This window comes from Actinoplanes sp. NPDC051513 (genome assembly GCF_044454685.1).
In the GTDB taxonomy this organism is placed as follows: domain Bacteria; phylum Actinomycetota; class Actinomycetes; order Mycobacteriales; family Micromonosporaceae; genus Actinoplanes.
On the sequence record NZ_JBITDW010000012.1, the window covers coordinates 177164 to 194925 of the forward strand.

Below are 17762 nucleotides of genomic sequence, written 5' to 3' on the forward strand. Positions count from 1 at the left end.
CCGCGTCGCTTCGCCCGCACCTCGTCGAGCGGACACAACATCTTAGTCATTTACCTGTTCGGCTTCCGCCTTCGGCGGGTTGAGCGCGGTCAGCACCGTTTCCGCCGTGCGCTTGCCGATGCCCGGCACCTCGGCGATCTCCTCGGCGGTGGCCGCGGACAGCCGCTTCAGCGACCCGAAGTGGCGCAGCAGCGCCTTACGCCGGGTCTCGCCGAGGCCGGGAACGCTGTCGAGGGCCGACGTCGTCATCCGCTTGGACCGGCGCTGCCGGTGGAAGGTGATCGCGAACCGGTGGGCCTCGTCGCGGACCCGCTGAAGAAGGTACAGCGCCTCGGAGGTGCGCGGCAGGATCACCGGGAAGTCGTCGCCGGGCAGCCACACCTCTTCGAGGCGCTTGGCCAGGCCGCACAGCGCCACGTCGGTGATGCCCAGGTCGCTCAGCACGGCCGCGACGGCGTTCACCTGCGGCTGCCCGCCGTCGACGACGACCAACTGCGGTGGGTACGCGAAGCGCCGCGGCCTGCCGGTGAGCGGGTCGATGCCCGGCAGCTCGTTGGTGGCGAGCTCATCGGAGGTCGCCGCGCTCTCGTCGGCCGGCAGCGCCTCGTCTTCCGGCTCGGGCACGTCGGCGACCGGCACCGCGCCCGCCTGCGCCTTGTAGCGCGCGAACCGCCGGCGCATCACCTCGCTCATCGCCGACAGGTCGTCCATGCCGCTGCCGTCGGCGTTGCCCCGCACCGCGAACCGGCGGTACTCGCTCTTGCGGGCCAGCCCGTCCTCGAAGACCACCATGGACGCCACCACGTCGGTCCCTTGGATCTGCGACACGTCGAAGCACTCGATGCGCAGCGGCGACGTCTCCATGCCCAGCGCCTCGGCGATCTCGTCGAGCGCCTTGCTGCGGGTGGTCAGGTCGCCGGCCCGGCGCAGCTTGTGCCGCTGCAGCGATTCCCCGGCGTTGCGCGCCACCGTCTCGAGCAGGGCCCGTTTGTCGCCGCGGTGCGGCACCCGCAGCTGCACCCGGCTGCCGCGGTGCTCGGAGAGCCAGTCGGCCAGCGCGTCCGCGTCGTCGGGCAGGGCCGGCACGAGCAGCTCGCGCGGAACGTCGCCCTCGCCCTGCACGTCGCCGTACATCTGCGAGCAGAAGTGGTGCACGAGGTCGCCGGTGGTGAGGTCTTCCACCTTTTCGACGACCCAGCCGCGCTGGCCGCGCACCCGGCCGTCGCGCACGTGGAAGACCTGCACGGCCGCCTCGAGCGGGTCTTCGGCGAAGGCGACCACATCGGCGTCGGTGCCGTCGCCGAGCACGACGGTCTGCTTCTCCATCGCGCGGCGCAGCGCGGCGATGTCGTCGCGCAGGCGGGCCGCCCGCTCGAACTCGAGCTCCGCGGAGGCCTGCATCATCTCGCGCTCGAGCCGCTTGACGAACGTGTCGGTACGGCCGGCCATGAAGTCGCAGAAGTCGTCGACGATCGCCCGGTGCTCCTCGGCGCTGATCTGCCCGACGCACGGCGCCGAGCACTTGCCGATGTAGCCGAGCAGGCACGGGCGGCCGATCTGGCCGGCCCGCTTGAAGACGCCGGACGAGCAGGTGCGCGCGGGGAAGACCCGCAGCAGCAGGTCGAGGGTCTCGCGGATGGCCCAGGCGTGGGAGTACGGACCGAAGTAGCGCACGCCCTTGCGCTTGGCGCCGCGCATCACCTGCAGGCGCGGATATTCCTCGTTCAGCGTGACCGCGAGGAACGGGTACGACTTGTCGTCGCGGTACTTCACGTTGAAGCGCGGGTCGAATTCCTTGATCCAGGAGAACTCGAGCTGGAGCGCCTCGACCTCCGTGCCGACGGTGACCCAGTCGACGCTGCCGGCCGTGGTGACCATCTGCTGCGTGCGAACGTGCAGCGACCAGGTGTCGGCGAAGTAGGAATTCAGGCGATTCCGCAGGTTCTTGGCCTTGCCGACGTAGATGACGCGGCCGGCCGGGTCGCGGAAGCGATAGACGCCAGGTGATTCCGGAATGGTCCCTGTCGCCGGGCGGTATGTGGACGGGTCTGGCACGGGGTCAACAGTAGTGCGGGGGACTGACATGATTACCCGACCGGAGGTCCGTCGCCGCCGCCACGGCCTCGGACCTCCGGCCCGGACAGTCGTCCGTTACGCCTTGACGATGCTGTCGCCGTCCACCTTGACCTTGGTTTCGGCCAGCGCCTTCGTGGCCGGTCCCGTCGTGGGCTCACCGGTCTCGATGGAGAACTTGCTGCCGTGGCACGGGCAGGTGATGACGCCGCCGTCCACCTTGCTGACGTCGCAGCCGGCATGGGTGCACACCTTGCTGAACGCCTTGTAGGTGCCGGCCGTGGGCTGGGTGATCACGAAGTCGGCCGTGATGATGCCGCCGCCCTGGGGAATGTCGCCGGTCGTGGCGAGCGCGCTGCCGCCGGTCGAGCCGCCGCCCGCGTCGTTCGAGCCGCCGCCGTTGTCCGCCTCGCCGCTGCCCGCGGGCGCGGGGTTGTTGGTGTAGTCGGTGCCGTTGGTGTTGGTGCTGTTGCTGCTGGTGCCGCAAGCCGCCAGGACTGCCGTGGCGCCGACCGCGCCGGCGCCGAGCAGGACGAGCCGGCGCGGGGAGCCTGTGCCCGGACGCCCCTGCTCCTCGGCGGCGGTGACCGCGGTGTGCTCGGGGTCGGTCGTCGTCTGCACGTCTGTCATCGGTTGCCCTCCAGTGCATGGTCCGCGCGAGTGGTCACGCGGCGTCGCAGTTATGTACGCGGTCGCGGCGGGGCCGGTTCAGGGATTCCGCGAAATTGTCCGCCGCGCAAGCGGCTTTTTCCCCATGTTTGGGCGTCTTTGCCCGCCGCCTTTGCGCGTTGTTAACACGCAGCACGGCACTCGATCGAGATTAGGATCTTGACCGAGTGCCGTAGCTATGAGTCACCTGTGACTCTGCTGGGATATCAGACCGTAGCCTTCGCGCGGGCCCGCGTCGAGCGTGGTTTGGCCGCGGCCGTCCCGTTCGCCTTCGCGGCGCGCGCGATCGCGGCGGGCGCGCCGGCCGGCTCGCCGGTCAGACCGAGCGAGCGCCGCAGGAACTGGCCGGTGGCGCTCTCGGCGACCTCGGCCACCTCCTCGGGCCGGCCGGTCGCCAGCACGAGCCCGCCCTTGCTGCCGCCCTCGGGGCCCATGTCGATCAGCCAGTCGGCGTTCTTGATCACGTCGAGGTTGTGCTCGATGGTGATCACGGTGTTGCCCTTGTCGACCAGGCCGTTGAGCACCAGCAGCAGCTTGCGGATGTCTTCGAAGTGCAGGCCGGTGGTCGGCTCGTCGAGCACGTAGACCGTGCGGCCGGTGGACCGCTTCTGCAGCTCGGACGCCAGCTTGACGCGCTGCGCCTCGCCGCCGGACAGGGTCGGCGCCGGCTGGCCGAGCCGCACGTAGCCGAGGCCCACGTCGACCAGCGTCTTGAGGTGGCGGTGGATCGCCGGGATCGCCTCGAAGAAGCCGGACGCCTCCTCGATCGGCATCTCCAGCACCTCGGAGATCGTCTTGCCCTTGTAGTGCACCTCGAGCGTCTCGCGGTTGTACCGGGCGCCCTTGCAGACCTCGCACGGGACGTACACGTCGGGCAGGAAGTTCATCTCGATCTTGATGGTGCCGTCGCCGGCGCAGTTCTCGCAGCGGCCGCCCTTGACGTTGAACGAGAACCGGCCCGGGCCGTAGCCCCGGACCTTGGCCTCGGTGGTCTCGGCGAACAGCTTGCGGATGTTGTCGAACACGCCGGTGTAGGTCGCGGGGTTGGACCGCGGGGTGCGCCCGATCGGCGACTGGTCGACCCCGACCACCTTGTCGACCTGCTCGAGGCCGGAGACCCGGGTGTGCCGGCCGGGCACCATACGGGCGCCGTTCACCTGGTTGGCCAGCACCGTGTAGAGGATGTCGTTGACCAGCGTGGACTTGCCGGAGCCGCTGACCCCGGTGACCGCGATGAACTGCCCGAGCGGGAAGTCGACCGTGAGGTTGCGCAGGTTGTGCTCGCGGGCGCCCTCGACGGTCAGCTCGCGGCCCTTGGTCTGCGGGCGCCGGGTGCGCGGCGTCGGGATCGACTTGCGGCCCGACAGGTAGGCGCCGGTCGGCGACTTCTGGTTCTTGAGCAGGCCCTCGACCGAGCCGCTGTGCACGATGTGGCCGCCGTGCTCGCCGGCGCCCGGGCCGATGTCGACGATCCAGTCGGCCGTACGGATCGTGTCTTCGTCGTGCTCGACCACGATCAGCGTGTTGCCCAGCTTCTTCAGCCGGACCAGCGTCTCGATCAGCCGGTGGTTGTCGCGCTGGTGCAGGCCGATCGACGGCTCGTCCAGCACGTACAGCACGCCGACCAGGCCGGAGCCGATCTGGGTGGCCAGCCGGATGCGCTGCGCCTCGCCGCCGGAGAGCGTGCCGGCGCCGCGGTCGAGCGACAGGTAGTCGAGGCCGACGTCGACCAGGAAGCGCAGCCGGGCGTTGATCTCCTTGAGCACCCGCTCGGCGATCATCGTCTGGCGGTCGTCGAGCTCGATCGTCGACAGCAGCTCGGCGCAGTCGCCCACCGACAGGTTGCAGACCTCGGCGATGCTCTTGCCGGCGATGGTCACCGCCAGCACCTCGGGCTTGAGCCGGGTGCCGCCGCAGACCGGGCACGGCACGTCGCGCATGTAGCCCTCGTACTTGTCGCGCGACCAGTCGCTCTCGGTGTCGTTGTGCCGGCGCTCGATCCACTGCACCACGCCCTCGAAGCCGGTGTAGTAGGAGCGCTCGCGGCCGTACTTGTTGCGGTAGCGGACGTGGACCTGGTCTTCCGACCCGTACAGGATCGTCTTCTGCGCACGGGCGGGCAGCGCCCGCCACGGGGTGTCGACCGAGAACTTCTCGGCCTCGGCCAGGGCCTCGAGCAGGCGCAGGAAATATTCCATCGTCGTGCCGCCGGCCCACGGCTGGATCGCGCCCTCGCGAACGCTGCGCTCCACGTCCGGGATGATCAGCTCGGGGTCGACCTCCTTCTTCGTCCCGAGGCCGGTGCACTCGGGGCAGGCGCCGTAGGGCGCGTTGAAGGAGAAGACGCGGGGCTCGAGATCTTCGATCGCCAGCGGGTGGTCGTTGGGGCAGGCCAGGTGCTCGGAGAAGCGGCGCTCACGGCCGGGGTCGTCTTCCGGCAGGTCGACGAAGTCGAGCAGCACGATGCCGCCGGCCAGGGCGAGGGCGGCCTCGACCGAGTCGGTGAGGCGCTGCTTGCTCGCCGACTTCACGCTGAGCCGGTCGACCACCACCTCGATGGTGTGCTTCTCCTGCTTCTTCAGCTTCGGCGGCTCGGTGAGCGGGTGCACGACGCCGTCGACCCTCGCCCGGGCGTAGCCCTTGGACTGGAGCTCGGCGAACAGGTCGACGTACTCGCCCTTGCGGCCGCGGATGACCGGGGCGAGCACCATGAAGCGGGTGCCCTCGTCCATGGCGAGCACGCGGTCGACGATCTGCTGCGGTGTCTGCTTGCTGATCCGCTCGCCGCAGACCGGGCAGTGCGGGATGCCGGTGCGGGCGAAGAGCAGGCGCAGGTAGTCGTAGACCTCGGTGATGGTGCCGACCGTCGAGCGCGGGTTGCGCGAGGTCGACTTCTGGTCGATCGACACCGCCGGGGACAGGCCCTCGATGAAGTCGACGTCGGGCTTGTCCATCTGCCCGAGGAACTGCCGCGCGTACGACGAGAGCGACTCGACGTAGCGCCTCTGGCCCTCCGCGAAGATCGTGTCGAACGCGAGGCTGGACTTGCCCGAGCCGGACAGCCCGGTGAAGACGATCATCGCGTCGCGGGGCAGGTCGAGGTTGACGTCGCGCAGGTTGTGCTCGCGCGCGCCTCGAATGATCAAACGGTCGGCCACCAGCCAGCCTCTCCGTACATGTGTTTGAAACGAGCCGCGGCAACTCTAGCCAGGGGGTACGACAAGTTTTCGCCGGAACCGGCCCGTCCAGGTGCAGCGCCTGTCACATCGCGCACATTCCCGCACTTCAGGCGGGCGTACCTCACCCGGCCGGGGGAACCGCTAGATAGCGTACGTCCCAGACGTCGACCCCGCCGATGAGCTGCGGCTCACCCAGGGCGTCGACCAGCGTGGCCCGCAGCGCGTCGCCGTTGCGGCTGTTCGGGATGAGCACGACGACGGCGGCCCGCCAGAAGATCAGATCTCCGGTGATCTTCACCCGGTCGCTCGCGGTGAGCACCGGCCGCTGCCCGTACTCGCGCACCTCCCACAGCAGGTCGGAGGTGTACCGCCGGGGCGCGTTCCACGAGCCGGTGAGATCGGCCGGCGGGTTGACCGGGCCCATGAAGTAGCCGCGCGGCGATTTGTACTCGAGCCCGGAGAGCGCGGCCCAGCGCATGCCGCCCCGGCCGGTGGTGACCTCGGGCAGCGGCACGGTGACCAGCGTGCGGTCCTCGCTCACGTACTGCCGCCAGGTGCCCTGGGTGAGGAAGGCCGGCAGCGGGTCGGCGGAGACGGTCGGCAGCGGCTTGGGCGCGAGCGGCACCAGGGCCAGGACCAGGCCGATCACGAACCAGCGCCGTCTTTTCGCCGGCCAGGCCCCGATGCGGTCGGTGGCCAGCGCCAGCAGCACCCCGGCGATCGTGGCGGCGACCATCGCGAACCGGGTCACGCTCACCAGGTCGATGATCGGCACGTGGCTGACCAGGCCGAACGGGAGCGGGATGGCGGTCTCGTAACCGGCCACCTTGAGCCTCGGGCCCATCGAGACGACCAGCAGCACCAGGCCGGCGATCGCGGCGGCGCGGGCGGCGAGGTTGCGCCACAGCACCACCACCGACACCACGATCATGACGAGCCCGATCGGGCCGAAGAACGTGTTGTCCTCGGTGCCGCTCACGCTCAGATGCCGGGCCAGCGCGGCGTTGCCGGCCAGCGACTGCCGGGCGAACGTGCCCACCGAGAGCAGGTCGGTCACGTACTTGTCGGGCAGGAACGGCTGCCCGTGGTAGCTGCCCGGCCCGGTGAACTGGAAGTACAGCGGGTAGGCGAGCAGGACCAGCGCCGTCGCCCCCGCGACGCCGAGGCCGGCCAGGAAGTGCCGCGCGGCGCCCAGGGCGCGCCGCGGGGCCATGGCCGCGTACGCCACGACGAACGCCCCCAGCGCGAGCGCGGTGAACAGCAGGGTCTCCTCGTTGATGAAGACCTGCAGCACGATCAGCAGACCGAGGAGCACTCCGCCGCGCAGGACCCGGCCCGGCTCGCGTAGCCGGAGCACCTGCCAGACGATGAACGGCGTCACGAACTGGCTGACGAAGTTCACATGCGCGTTCGCGTGCGACACCAGGGTCGGAGCGAACCCGCACCAGAGGCCGCCGATCCAGGCCGCGGCCCGGCTCGTGACCAGATGCCGGGAGAGCACCCAGTACCAGGCCGCGGCGGTGCCGAACAGGCCCAGCGTGAGGGCCAGCACCACCGACACGCCGGGACCGAGGAAGTGGGTGATCGGGGCGAGCGGCAGACTGATCGCCAGCACCGTGGTGTTGGCCATCATGTTCACGCCGTCCGGCACGTTCATCCGGCCGTCGAACAGCGGGTTGTCGCCGTGGAACAGCACCCGCTCGCCGTGCGCCATCACGTACAGGAAGAAGCCGTGGTCGTCGTCGTTGCTGGCCAGCACCCGGCCGTCCGGGTCGCGCCAGAGCTGCGCCATGACCAGCACGGCCAGCACCGCGTAGTTCAGCGGCGCCCACAGGTCGGCCCGGCTCCGCCGCGGCTTCGCGGTGGCCGGGGTCGCCGGCTCGGAGGCGAGCTCGGGTACCACCTCGTCCACCGCACGCATCGGTGCATTCTGACAGACCCGGCTGAACGTCAGCCGCGCCGCCGCCGGTAGCCGCCGGCCGCCGCCTGCCTCGCCTGTTGACGGGCCGTCTCGATCTCGACCTCGTGGCGCAGCTTGCGCCAGCTGGCCAGCCGCCGCGGCGACAGCGACCCGTTCTCGAGCGCCGCCGCGACCGCGCAGCCCGGCTCGGCGCCGTGATGGCAGTCGCCGAAGCGGCAGTGCGCGGCGAGCTCGGCGATGTCGGCGAACGCCCGGTCGAGGCCCTCGGCGGTGTCCAGCAGGCCGACCCCGCGGATGCCCGGGGTGTCGAGCACGGCGCCGCCGCCGGGCAGCGGCACGAGATTGCGGTACACCGTGGTGTGCCGGCCCTTGCCGTCCGCGTCCCGGATCGCCTGCACCGGCATCACGGCCGCCCCGGCCAGGGCGTTGACCAGCGTCGACTTGCCGGCGCCGGAACGACCCAGAAGTGCCAGGGTGCGGCCCTGCCCGACGTACGCGTGAAGTGCATCGACGCCGGGCGTGCCCCGCACGCTCACCGGAACCACCGGAACGCCCGGCGCGAGCTCGGCGATCTGCCGGGCCACCGCCTCCGGGTCGGCCGACGTGTCGCTCTTGCTCAGGATCAGCAGCGGTTTCGCCCCCGATTCCCAGGCCAGGGCGAGCAACCGCTCGATGCGGGCGTCGTCGGGCTCGGGATGGATCGGCTCGACCACGGCGATCGTGTCCATGTTGGCGGCCAGCAACTGGCCGGTGGAGTCCTTGTCGGAGGTGCGGCGGATCAGCGCGGTACGACGGGGCAGCACGGCCTCGAGCGTCACGCGGCGGTCGGGCCAGCGGCGGATCACCACCCAGTCGCCGGCGCAGGGCAGATTGACCGGGTCGCCGGCGGCGCCGAGCAGCACGCTGCCGGAGAGGCTGGCGCGGAGGACGCCGGCCTCGCCGAGCACGGTGCAGAAGCCACGGTCGGCACGCAACACGCGGGCCGGGGCGGCGTCGGAACGGTCGAATCGACGGTACGAGGATGCGAAAGAGTCGTCCCAGCCGAGCCGGGACAGGTCGTGCGACATGGGAACCCTTTGCGGGACGGGAGGGCGCCTGGCCGGGGCGGTCAGGCGTCGCCCTCCGGGTGAAGGGACGCGGACATCACAAACAGCACGTTCCCCACCTCCTCCGCGGGTCGGATCGGCGCGTCTGGCACAGACGGTACGGACCCCACTACCCCAGCGAAAGCGAATTCTCTGCCGTTAGGGTGAGCCACGTGACGATGGATCCGCTCGTACTTCTCACCGACGTCGACCGCGCCACGGAGAACCTGTTACGCACCGCTGCCGACCTCGACCCGGCGGTCGTGTCCGCGCCGTCGCTGCTGCCCGGCTGGACGGTCGGGCACGTTCTGACCCACATCGCGCGCAACGCGGACGCGTACACGAATCTCTTGACCTGGGCCCGCACCGGCGTCGAAACCCCTGCCTACGCCTCGCCCGAGGCGCGCGAGGCGGCGATCGCCGAGGGCGCCGGCCGGCCGCTGCGCGAACAGGTCGAGGACATCCGCGCCGCCCACGAGCGGTTCGCCGACGCCGGCGCCGCGATGCCCGCCCAGGCCTGGACCTTCCACCTCGACTTCATCAAGCTGCCGGCCGCCGGCGTGCCGTGGGCGCGGCTGCGCGAGGTCGAGGTGCACCACGTCGACCTCGGCCGGGGCTACGGCCCGGCGGACTGGTCGGACGCGTTCGCGCTGCGACTGCTCCGCGAGATCGCGAGCACCGCCGGCGAAGACTTCCCGCCCATGATCCTGCGCCCGTTCGGCACCGATCACCCGCTCACCATCGGCACGGCCGACGACCCGCCGGTCGTCGGCGGCCCCACCAAGTCCCTCGCCGCCTGGCTGTCCGGCCGCGGCGACGGCGCCGACCTGACCGTCTCGCCGGACGGCGAGCTCCCGACACCAGCGAGGTGGAAGTGACCATGGCCTACACCGGAGACGTCACGAAGGGCGGCGCGCCCGCCGTCCGCACGCTCGGCCACCTGACCATCACCAAGGTCTCGGTCGGCCCGATGGACAACAACGCCTACCTGTTGCGCTGCGGCGACGAGCAGTTGCTGATCGACGCCGCGAACGACGACGAGACGCTGCTGGCGCTCATCGGCGACGCCGGCCTGGCCACGGTCGTCACCACCCACCGCCACGGCGACCACTGGCAGGCCCTCGAGGACGTGGTCTCGGCGACCGGCGCCCGCTCGCTGGCCCACGCCGACGACGCAGGCGAGATCCCGGTGGTCACCGCCACCCTCGCCGAGGGCGACACGGTCACGGTCGGCGACTGCTCGCTCGAGGTGATCCACCTGGTCGGGCACACGCCCGGCTCGATCGCCCTGCTCTACCGCGACCCGGACGGCCACGGCCACCTCTGGACCGGCGACAGCCTGTTCCCCGGGGGTCCTGGCCGGACAACAAGCCCGACGGAATTCGACTCACTCATGACGGGTCTGGAGACCAAGGTCTTCGGCCAGCTGCCCGACGACACCTGGTTCTACCCGGGTCACGGGCGGGACAGCACGCTCGGCAAGGAGCGGCCGGCGATCCCGGAGTGGCGCGCCCGCGGCTGGTGACCGGCCGGTCCTGGGGGGTCTCCGGAGTCGTCTGCTCAGTCGAACGGGTTGACCAGCGGGACGCCGGTCCGGGCGACGTCAGCGACGTTGCGTGTGACCAACGTCAGTCTGTGGACACTTGCCGTCGCGGCCATCAGACCGTCGATGACCGGCGGCGGCTGAGTCGTGGCGCTCAACCGGCCCCACTCCTCCGCGACCTGCGTTGTCACGGGCAGGAGGCGGTCCCGATACGAGGCCGCCAGCCCGGCAAGCCAGCGTTCCAGAACGTCGGCCTGCTTGGAATCGCGCGGACGGAGCCGGTCGACGCCGCGCCTGATTTCGCCAATCACCAGGGTGCTGAGATACACCTCGGCATGCGAGTGACTGGCGTGCCAATGCGTGACTCGTGGGTCGGGTGCAGTTTTGCGGAGCTCGGAGACGACGTTCGTGTCGAGCAGGTACGCCGTGGTCATCCGGCCAGGTCGATATCACGAGGCTCCGCACGCGGACGGTCGATCTCGGCATCGAGATCGACATCATCGAGGGCGTCCACACGCAAGTACTCCATCAGCCCGACCTGCTCGCCTCGGAGCCTTCGATACTCCGCTATGTCGATGACGACCGCGACCTCTGCGCCGTGTTTCGTGACGATCTGCGGCTCACCCGCCTCCGCGGCACGGAGCACCTCACTGAAGCGTTGCTTGGCCTCTTGTATCTGCCACCGCATCGGGACCCCTCATGTCTAGACAGACTAGATGCTAGCCCCTCGAATGGCTTTCGTCCATCTGGCACCCATGGCGAGCGGTGCAGGAAGCCCACAGGGAAGGCGGCGGGTGTACCCCGCCGTGCGCCTCTTCCCGGGCGGCGTCGGCAACACGCACGGCAACAAGGAGAACTTCAATTCCCTGATCGACGACGTCGAGTACAAGCTGTTCGACAACCTGCCCGACGACACGTGGTTCTACCCGGGCCACGGCAAGGACTCGACCCTCGGCGCCGAGCGCCCGCACGTCGCGGAGTGGCGAGCCCGCGGCTGGTGACATCGCGGCCAGATGACGCGGCGCCATGCGCTGTGGTGCGTAGCGCCACAAGGCAGAACGCCCTCACCCGCCGAACCGGCAGGTGAGGGCGTCCCGGAGGGAAGCGTCAGCCGCGCCCCTGCACAGCGCCCGGCAGCACGTGGATGCCGGTGCCGAACTCCACCATCGCGGCGTCGGTCCAGCCTCGCGCGTCCCAGATCTGCACCAGCATCCAGATGCCGCTCGGCTGCTGGACCCACAGGTTCTTGCCGTGGTCGGTGCCCAGGCCCTCGTTGATCACGCCGGGCTTGCCGCCGACCTTGACCGCGGTGCCGGTCGGTGTGTCGGTGGCGTCCTGCGACTGCAGCATGATGGCGATCTTGTCGACGAAGCTGTCCGGGTTCTTGTCGGCCATGCCGATCGGCGCGATCGTGAGCGCCGCCGCGTTCACGCCCTGGACCTCCCAGCCGGCGGGCACCTTGTCGATCGTGAAGCCCTTCGGCTGGGCGCCCTGGTAGGCCACGAGCCGCGTGGCCACCGTCTGCGGGGCAGAGCCGGTGGCGGTGGCAGTGGCGGCCGGCGGAGCGGCCTGCGGCGGGGCTGTCCGGCCGGAGGAACCGCCGTAGGCGACCACCGCCGCCGCCAGCGCGGCCACCGCGAACACCGAGGCGCCCGCGCCCCGCACGGCGCGGCGGCGGCGCAGCGCGCCGCGGCCGCGGGCCACGTCCGCGTCGGCCTGCGTGGCCGAAGTGTCCTTCACCGGCCCGGCAATCTGGGCGAATCGGTCGTGCAGGTCCATCATCGGGTCACTCCTGTCAGGGGAATCTCGGTCTCGGCCAGGACGCCGCGTAGCCGGTCGAGGGCCCGGGCGGTCTGGCTCTTCACCGTTCCCTCGGTGCACCCGAGGGCGTCGGCGGTGTCGGCGACGTCGAGGTCGTAGAAGTAGCGGAACACCAGCGCGGCCCGCATCTTCGGTGGCAGTTCCCGCAGCGCCGCCCGTAACCCGTCACTCTGATCGTCGTCCGCGGGCAAAGGCCCGCCCGGCAGAGGCCGGTCCGGCAGCTCCGCGACGGTCCGCTCGTGGCGGCGCCACCACCGACGGCGTTCGTCGGTGAGCGCGTTCACCAGCGTCCGGCGCAGGTAGCCCTCCGGGTTGTCGGCCTTCCGGAACGACGGCCAGGCGACGTAGAGCTTGGTCAGGGTGGACTGCACCAGGTCCTCGGCGAGGTGACCGTCACCCGCCGTCAGCAGTGTGGCCGTGCGCACCAGTTGGGCGCGATGGCCGAGCACGAAGCTGTGGAACTGCTCGTCTCGATCTGTCTTCACGTGCCCTCCTTCGCTCTCACGGTCCCCTGACGATTCACCGCCCCCACGAGGTTGCATGAGCCCCGAAACAAAAGACGACCGCCGGTGTGATCATCACCAGCGGTCGCAAATCGGCATAACGGTCAGGCAGGTTCTGGCACCCCTCCCGGGGACGGTTCGGGCGACGGTTCCGGCTCGATCGGGGCCGGCGGAAGCGGAGCCGGCGCGTCCGGCTCGAGCTCTCCCGGGTCGTCCGGGATCGGCGCTCCCGGGTCCAGTGGCGGGTAGCGATCGGGATCGATCTTCAAGCTTGCCATATCCCCTGGTTACCCCGGGCGGGACTGCACCATTCATCCGATTCACGCATGATGAAGCCATGACGTATCCGCCACCGCTCTACCACGGGGATTCGGGCAAGATCAGCGCCGTCTACCGTCCCGCCGCCACCGAGCCCGAGCTCGTCTACCGCAGCGGGACCAAGGTCCACTACCTCTCCACCGGCGCCGCCACCGGTGGACTGTTCGGCATTTACCGCTGGGAATGCGGTCCGGGCGTGACCGGCCCCGACCCGCACTTCCACAAGACCATCGCCGAGTCGTTCTACATCCTGTCCGGCAGCATGCGCATCTACAACGGCGAGCGCTGGATCGACACCGAGCCCGGCGACTGGGTGCACGTCCCGGCCGGCGGCGTCCACGGCTTCAAGAACGAGTCGGGCGAGCCGGCGTCGATGCTGCTGCACTTCTCCCCCGGCGCCCCGCGCGAGGGGTACTTCGAGGGCCTCATGCACGTCGCCGAGATGAGCGACGAGGAGAAAGCCGCCTTCTACCTCGAGCACGACAATCACTGGCTATAAATTCATCCCGGCCTGCGCTGCGTGATCGGCCGGCCCGGCCAGGCGCCCAGCCGCATCGCGTTGCCGCGGAACCGGGTGCGGTAGGCCGACGCGCTGAGCCCGAAATGGGCGCGGAAGCGGCGCGCGAAGTAGTTCGGGTCGGCCCAGCCCACCGACTCACCGATCGCGTTGACCTGCTCGTCGGTGTGCAGGAGCCGGTCGGCGGCCAGCTCCGCCCGGTGCCGGGTCAGGTAGGCCATCGGCGGCAGCCCGGTGACCGACTTGAACAGCCGCACCAGGTAGCCGGGCGCGAGATGGAGCGCGCCGGCCAGCTCGTTGAGCGTCCAGGGATGCGCCGGCCGCTCCTCCATCCAGCGGGTCGCCTCGGTCACCGCCGGATGCCCCTGTTCGGGCCGGGCCGTCCCGGCGCTGGGCAGCGTGCGAGCGACGCACCCGAGCGCCAGGGTCAGGCGGGCGATGAGGTCGCCGCGATGCAGCGCGGGCGAGCGCTCCCGCAGCCGGCTCAGGTCGTCCAGGTGCCCGACGCACTCGGCGAAGTCGTCCGGCGGCAGGCGGGTCGTCAGCATTCCGCGCCCGCCGGCTTCGTAGGGGCCGGTCCACAGCAGGCCGCCGAGCAGCGGGTCGTCGCGGGTCCAGGCCAGCTCGTTGCGGAGCAGGTCGGCCGAGAAGCAGCAGTTGTAGAGATCCAGGTCGTGGCAGTCCTCGTACCCGTGCCAGACGCCCGGGCGCAGCAGCACGACGTCGCCGGGCCGCAACCGCTGCCGGCCGGCCAGGCTGTGGTGCACGCCGTCGCCGGCGTGAACGACGGCCATCTCGATGAAGCTGTGCGTGTGCACCGGATGGCTCGCCGGGTGGTGATGATGCCCGGCATACGCGAACGAGTCGTCCCCGAAATGCACCAGGGTGGCGGTGTGCTCGATGGTGCCGGTCATCGGGGCGTGCGCCTACTCGCCGCCGGGCGGCTGGGCGGCCACGAACGGCGTGTCCTTGTCGATCTTGCCGACCTTCGCGGCGCCGCCGGGCGAGCCCAGGTCCTCGAAGAACTCGTAGTTCGCGTTGGTGTAGTCCTTCCACTGTTCGGGGACGTCGTCCTCGTAGAAGATCGCCTCGACCGGGCAGACCGGCTCGCACGCCCCGCAGTCGACGCACTCGTCAGGGTGTATGTAGAGCATCCGATTGCCCTCGTAGATGCAGTCAACCGGGCATTCCTCGACACATGCCTTGTCGAGCACATCGACGCAGGGCTCGGCGATGATATAGGTCATGCCTGCAATGTAGAACAGCCTGCTACAGGGCCTCCACCACGCGTGCGGACTCGACGGGGATCGAGAACATCGGGAAGTCGTACGCGATGGCGTTGTCGTGCTCCTCGGGCGAGGTGGCCGCCGTGCAGTCGGTCAGCGTGATCACCCGGTAGCCGTTCTCGTAGGCGCTGCGCATGGTCGACTCGACGCAGCAGTTGGTCAGGAAGCCACCGATGATCACCGTCTCGATGCCCTTGCTGCGCAGGATGAAGTCGAGGTTGGTGCTCGCGAACGTGTCGAGGCCGCGCTTGCCCTCGATCACGATGTCGCCGTCGGCCGGGGTCAGCCGATCGACGATCGCCGCGCCCCACGTTCCCTTCACGAAGGCGTTGCCGTCGACGACGCCCTTCAAGATTCCGTACGGGTGGCGCGAGAGCTCGCCGTATCCGGCGGCGAACGTGATCGGCGCGTGCATGATGGTCACTCCCGCGGCCCGGGCCGCCTCGACCAGCGCCACCGTCTTGTCGAGCATCCCGGTCTTCTCCATGACCGGCGCCACCGCGTCGTGCAGCACGCCGCCGTCGGTGGTGAACTCGTTCTGGTACTCGATCAGGACGACCGCGGTCTTGGCCGGGTCGAGCGTGAGCGTCTCCGACATGGCACATTCCTCCTGTGGCGCTGATCACTGCCTTCGCTGATACCTAGCAAACCCCTTCGTCTGCCCTCAGCGGAAGACTTCGGCTTCACCGGTACGGCGTGACTAGGCTGGCCACACGGCACAGGTGGGGAGGAATCGGTGAACCTGCGACACGACCCGATGCGCTGGGGACAACCACCGCACCACTCGCCCGATCCGTGGCCGCCGCCGCATCCGGGCGCCGGCCCGGGCCTGCCCGGCTGGCTCGAGGAACGCCTGTTCGACCAGCGGATCGTGATGGTGCGCGGCCCGCTCACCGGCGAGACCGCCTCCGGCATCGCGGCCGCCCTGCTCACGCTCGACGCGGCCGGCCCGGCCCCGGTGCACCTGCACGTGGCGAGCGATGGCGGCGAGCTCAACGCTGCGCTCGCGGTGATCGACGTGATCGACGCGATGGCGGCCCCGGTGCACGCCCTGGTGACCTCGCAGGCCGGCGGCGCCGTGGTCGCGGTGCTGGCCGCCGCCGACAAGCGCCTGGCCTATCGGCACGCCCGCTTCAAGCTCACCGAGCCCCGCGCGGCCGGGGTGACCGGAACGGCCGACGAAGTGACCCGCGCCGCCGGGCAGCACCTGCGCGAGCTGGAAGAGGTGGTGCTGCGCCTGGTCGAGGTGACCGGCCAGACCCGCAGCAAGATCGAGGACGACCTGGCGGCGGGCCGATCGCTCACCGCGCAGGAGGCCGTCGACTACGGCCTGATCGACGAGATCGTCGGGAAACCCTCCCCGGAATGAGGAAACGCCCCCGGCGAGCCGGGGGCGTTTCTCGTCAAGCCTTGGTCAGGACGGGACCTTCACGCCCATGGAACGGGCGGTGCCGGCGACGACCTTGATGGCCGCGTCGAGGTCGTTCGCGTTGAGATCGGGGAGCTTGCGCTCGGCGATCTCCTTGATCTGCTGCTGGCTGAGCGTCCCGACGGTCTGCGTCAACGGGTTCGACGCGCCGGACTGGATGCCCAGGGCCTTGCGGATCAGGAAGCTGGTCGGCGGGGTCTTGTAGACCAGCGTGTGGCTGCGGTCCTCGTAGACCGACACGATCACCGGGATGATCTCGCCACGGTTCTTCGCCGTCGCCTCGTCGTACTCCACCTTCACGGCACGCATGTTGGCCCCGGTCGGACCAAGCATCTTGCCGAGGTCGACCATCGCGGCGTTACCCGCCTCAAGCGCGAGGGTTACCTCATGAGTCTTTTTCTTGGGCGGCATTGCGTAGGGCTCCTTAGGGTGAGCTGCAAGCCGAGAAACCGCAGCTCGCCAGCATCATTCGACACGCGACAACCCCGGGACCTTACAACCGCGCCGACGGGCGGGTCAAAACGGAGGCCCCGGGTATTGCCAAAAAGTGTAGCTCGCCGCTCCGGCGGGCCCGTCAGTAGGTATCGCAGAAGCACGACTTCATCAGCGACCGCACCACGTTCACGTACTGCGTGCTCGGCAGTTTCTTGCTGGAGGCCGCCTGCTCGATCGTGCCCACCCCGGCGTGATAGGCCGCGATCACGGTGTTGAGCAGGCACCATGACGACGACGACGCGCACTTCGAGGTGGCCAGGCTGTAGTTCCCGGCGAAATAGTTGTCGCCGATGTACTTGGTCAGCCAAGCAAGGTAGTTGGCGCCGAGGACCGCGTTCTGCTTGTAGTCCTTCACGTTGTAGGACTGCTCGAAGCGCGTATTGATCATGCTGACCGTGTCGGGCATCAGCTGCATCAGGCCGAAGCCGCCGTCACAGTTCACGACGTTGGACTGCCAGCCACTCTCGTTCCACGCCACCGCGCGCACCACGTCGGAGGGCACCGTCAGGCTGGGCGCGCTGGTCGGCCAGTAGTGCTTCGCCGCGGCCGCGTTCAGCGCCGACTTCGCGGCCGTCTTGGAGACCGCCTTGCCCTCGAGGTCGAAGCAGGCGGCGTGCTCGAAGTTGTTGACCGGCCCGGTCGGCGTGGTTTTCGAAGGCTTCGGCTTGGGCTTCTTCGTCGCCGACTTCGACGGCTTCGGTGACGGCGACTCGGTGGTCGGCTCCACGGTCGGATCCGGTGACTCGCTGATCGGCTCGGCGCTGGGCTCGTCGACGGCGACCGACGCCGATTGCGCGTCGGGGTCTTTGCCTCCGGTCAGCCCGCACCCGGCCGCCACGACCAGCGCGGCCGCCGCGGCCACCAGTTTCCAACGAGAACCCATCGACGTTAGACCTCCCCGTGAGACGCCGAACGCGAACGCT

Annotated in this window: 18 protein-coding genes and 1 pseudogene; 5 read left to right on the forward strand and 14 right to left on the reverse strand. The window is 69.9% G+C overall.

From position 1 onward, the window contains the following. Positions 1-42: 42 nt before the first annotated feature. From uvrC to rsgA, 5 genes are all read right to left on the reverse strand, one after another. Complete coding sequence (gene uvrC / locus ACIA5D_RS32460) at positions 43-2055, reverse strand: excinuclease ABC subunit UvrC (protein WP_396034164.1); 2013 nt, start codon at positions 2053-2055, stop codon at positions 43-45. A 96-nt stretch (positions 2056-2151) separates the two neighbouring features. After that, complete coding sequence (locus ACIA5D_RS32465; protein WP_396034165.1) at positions 2152-2703, reverse strand: Rieske (2Fe-2S) protein; 552 nt, start codon at positions 2701-2703, stop codon at positions 2152-2154. 245 nt (positions 2704-2948) lie between these two features. After that, a complete protein-coding gene (gene uvrA, locus ACIA5D_RS32470; RefSeq protein ID WP_396034166.1) occupies positions 2949-5900 on the reverse strand; it encodes an excinuclease ABC subunit UvrA in 2952 nt (983 codons plus the stop codon). A 142-nt stretch (positions 5901-6042) separates the two neighbouring features. Continuing rightward, entirely contained in the window at positions 6043-7842 is a 1800-nt protein-coding gene (locus ACIA5D_RS32475; RefSeq protein ID WP_396034167.1) for a hypothetical protein, read from the reverse strand. A 29-nt stretch (positions 7843-7871) separates the two neighbouring features. Further along, positions 7872-8909, reverse strand: a complete 1038-nt coding sequence (gene rsgA / locus ACIA5D_RS32480) for a ribosome small subunit-dependent GTPase A (protein ID WP_396034168.1) — start codon at positions 8907-8909, stop codon at positions 7872-7874. 191 nt (positions 8910-9100) lie between these two features. Between rsgA and ACIA5D_RS32485 the strand changes: the two genes are divergently transcribed. Together ACIA5D_RS32485 and ACIA5D_RS32490 are read left to right on the forward strand one after the other, a co-directional pair. Next, positions 9101-9805 (forward strand): maleylpyruvate isomerase family mycothiol-dependent enzyme, encoded by a 705-nt coding sequence (locus ACIA5D_RS32485; protein ID WP_396034169.1) that lies wholly within the window; start codon positions 9101-9103, stop codon positions 9803-9805. A 2-nt stretch (positions 9806-9807) separates the two neighbouring features. Next, complete coding sequence (locus tag ACIA5D_RS32490; RefSeq protein ID WP_396034170.1) at positions 9808-10452, forward strand: MBL fold metallo-hydrolase; 645 nt, start codon at positions 9808-9810, stop codon at positions 10450-10452. Positions 10453-10487: 35 nt separating this feature from the next. On the opposite strand, the gene ACIA5D_RS32495 is transcribed toward ACIA5D_RS32490, so the two are convergent. Both ACIA5D_RS32495 and ACIA5D_RS32500 read right to left on the reverse strand, forming a co-directional pair. Beyond that, entirely contained in the window at positions 10488-10904 is a 417-nt protein-coding gene (locus ACIA5D_RS32495) for a type II toxin-antitoxin system VapC family toxin (RefSeq protein WP_396034171.1), read from the reverse strand. Continuing rightward, positions 10901-11158: a type II toxin-antitoxin system Phd/YefM family antitoxin gene (locus ACIA5D_RS32500; protein WP_396034172.1), complete on the reverse strand. Its 258-nt coding sequence runs from the start codon at positions 11156-11158 to the stop codon at positions 10901-10903. Before ACIA5D_RS32500 ends, ACIA5D_RS32495 begins: the two co-directional genes overlap by 4 nt. 121 nt (positions 11159-11279) lie before the next feature. Here ACIA5D_RS32500 and ACIA5D_RS32505 point away from each other — a divergent pair. Beyond that, positions 11280-11471, forward strand: a pseudogene (locus ACIA5D_RS32505) (MBL fold metallo-hydrolase); the annotation flags it as partial. A gap of 106 nt (positions 11472-11577) precedes the next feature. Here the strand turns inward: ACIA5D_RS32505 and ACIA5D_RS32510 are convergent. Both ACIA5D_RS32510 and ACIA5D_RS32515 read right to left on the reverse strand, forming a co-directional pair. Beyond that, positions 11578-12252 (reverse strand): hypothetical protein, encoded by a 675-nt coding sequence (locus ACIA5D_RS32510; RefSeq protein WP_396034173.1) that lies wholly within the window; start codon positions 12250-12252, stop codon positions 11578-11580. Then, positions 12249-12776, reverse strand: coding sequence for a SigE family RNA polymerase sigma factor (locus ACIA5D_RS32515; protein WP_396034174.1), 528 nt, complete (start codon positions 12774-12776; stop codon positions 12249-12251). The genes ACIA5D_RS32510 and ACIA5D_RS32515 overlap by 4 nt, the downstream gene beginning before the upstream one ends. 355 nt (positions 12777-13131) lie before the next feature. On the opposite strand from ACIA5D_RS32515, the gene ACIA5D_RS32520 reads away from it, so the two are divergent. Then, positions 13132-13611 (forward strand): cupin domain-containing protein, encoded by a 480-nt coding sequence (locus ACIA5D_RS32520; protein ID WP_396034175.1) that lies wholly within the window; start codon positions 13132-13134, stop codon positions 13609-13611. Positions 13612-13613: 2 nt separating this feature from the next. On the opposite strand, the gene ACIA5D_RS32525 is transcribed toward ACIA5D_RS32520, so the two are convergent. The 3 genes from ACIA5D_RS32525 to ACIA5D_RS32535 are packed head-to-tail and all read right to left on the reverse strand — an operon-like array spanning position 13614 to position 15513. Next, positions 13614-14543, reverse strand: a complete 930-nt coding sequence (locus ACIA5D_RS32525; RefSeq protein WP_396034176.1) for an AraC family transcriptional regulator — start codon at positions 14541-14543, stop codon at positions 13614-13616. Positions 14544-14555: 12 nt separating this feature from the next. Next, positions 14556-14876, reverse strand: a complete 321-nt coding sequence (gene fdxA, locus ACIA5D_RS32530; RefSeq protein ID WP_396034177.1) for a ferredoxin — start codon at positions 14874-14876, stop codon at positions 14556-14558. A 22-nt stretch (positions 14877-14898) separates the two neighbouring features. Next, positions 14899-15513, reverse strand: coding sequence for a cysteine hydrolase family protein (locus ACIA5D_RS32535; RefSeq protein WP_396034179.1), 615 nt, complete (start codon positions 15511-15513; stop codon positions 14899-14901). Positions 15514-15651: 138 nt separating this feature from the next. Between ACIA5D_RS32535 and ACIA5D_RS32540 the strand changes: the two genes are divergently transcribed. Beyond that, a complete protein-coding gene (locus ACIA5D_RS32540; protein WP_396034180.1) occupies positions 15652-16284 on the forward strand; it encodes an ATP-dependent Clp protease proteolytic subunit in 633 nt (210 codons plus the stop codon). A 45-nt stretch (positions 16285-16329) separates the two neighbouring features. Here ACIA5D_RS32540 and ACIA5D_RS32545 read toward each other — a convergent pair whose 3' ends face one another. Both ACIA5D_RS32545 and ACIA5D_RS32550 read right to left on the reverse strand, forming a co-directional pair. Then, the gene (locus tag ACIA5D_RS32545; RefSeq protein ID WP_396034181.1) at positions 16330-16755 is read right to left on the reverse strand and encodes an uL11 family ribosomal protein; all 426 of its coding nucleotides are present in this window, start codon (positions 16753-16755) and stop codon (positions 16330-16332) included. Positions 16756-16918: 163 nt separating this feature from the next. Then, positions 16919-17722: a transglycosylase SLT domain-containing protein gene (locus tag ACIA5D_RS32550; RefSeq protein ID WP_396034182.1), complete on the reverse strand. Its 804-nt coding sequence runs from the start codon at positions 17720-17722 to the stop codon at positions 16919-16921. Between the last annotated feature and the right edge of the window lie 40 nt (positions 17723-17762).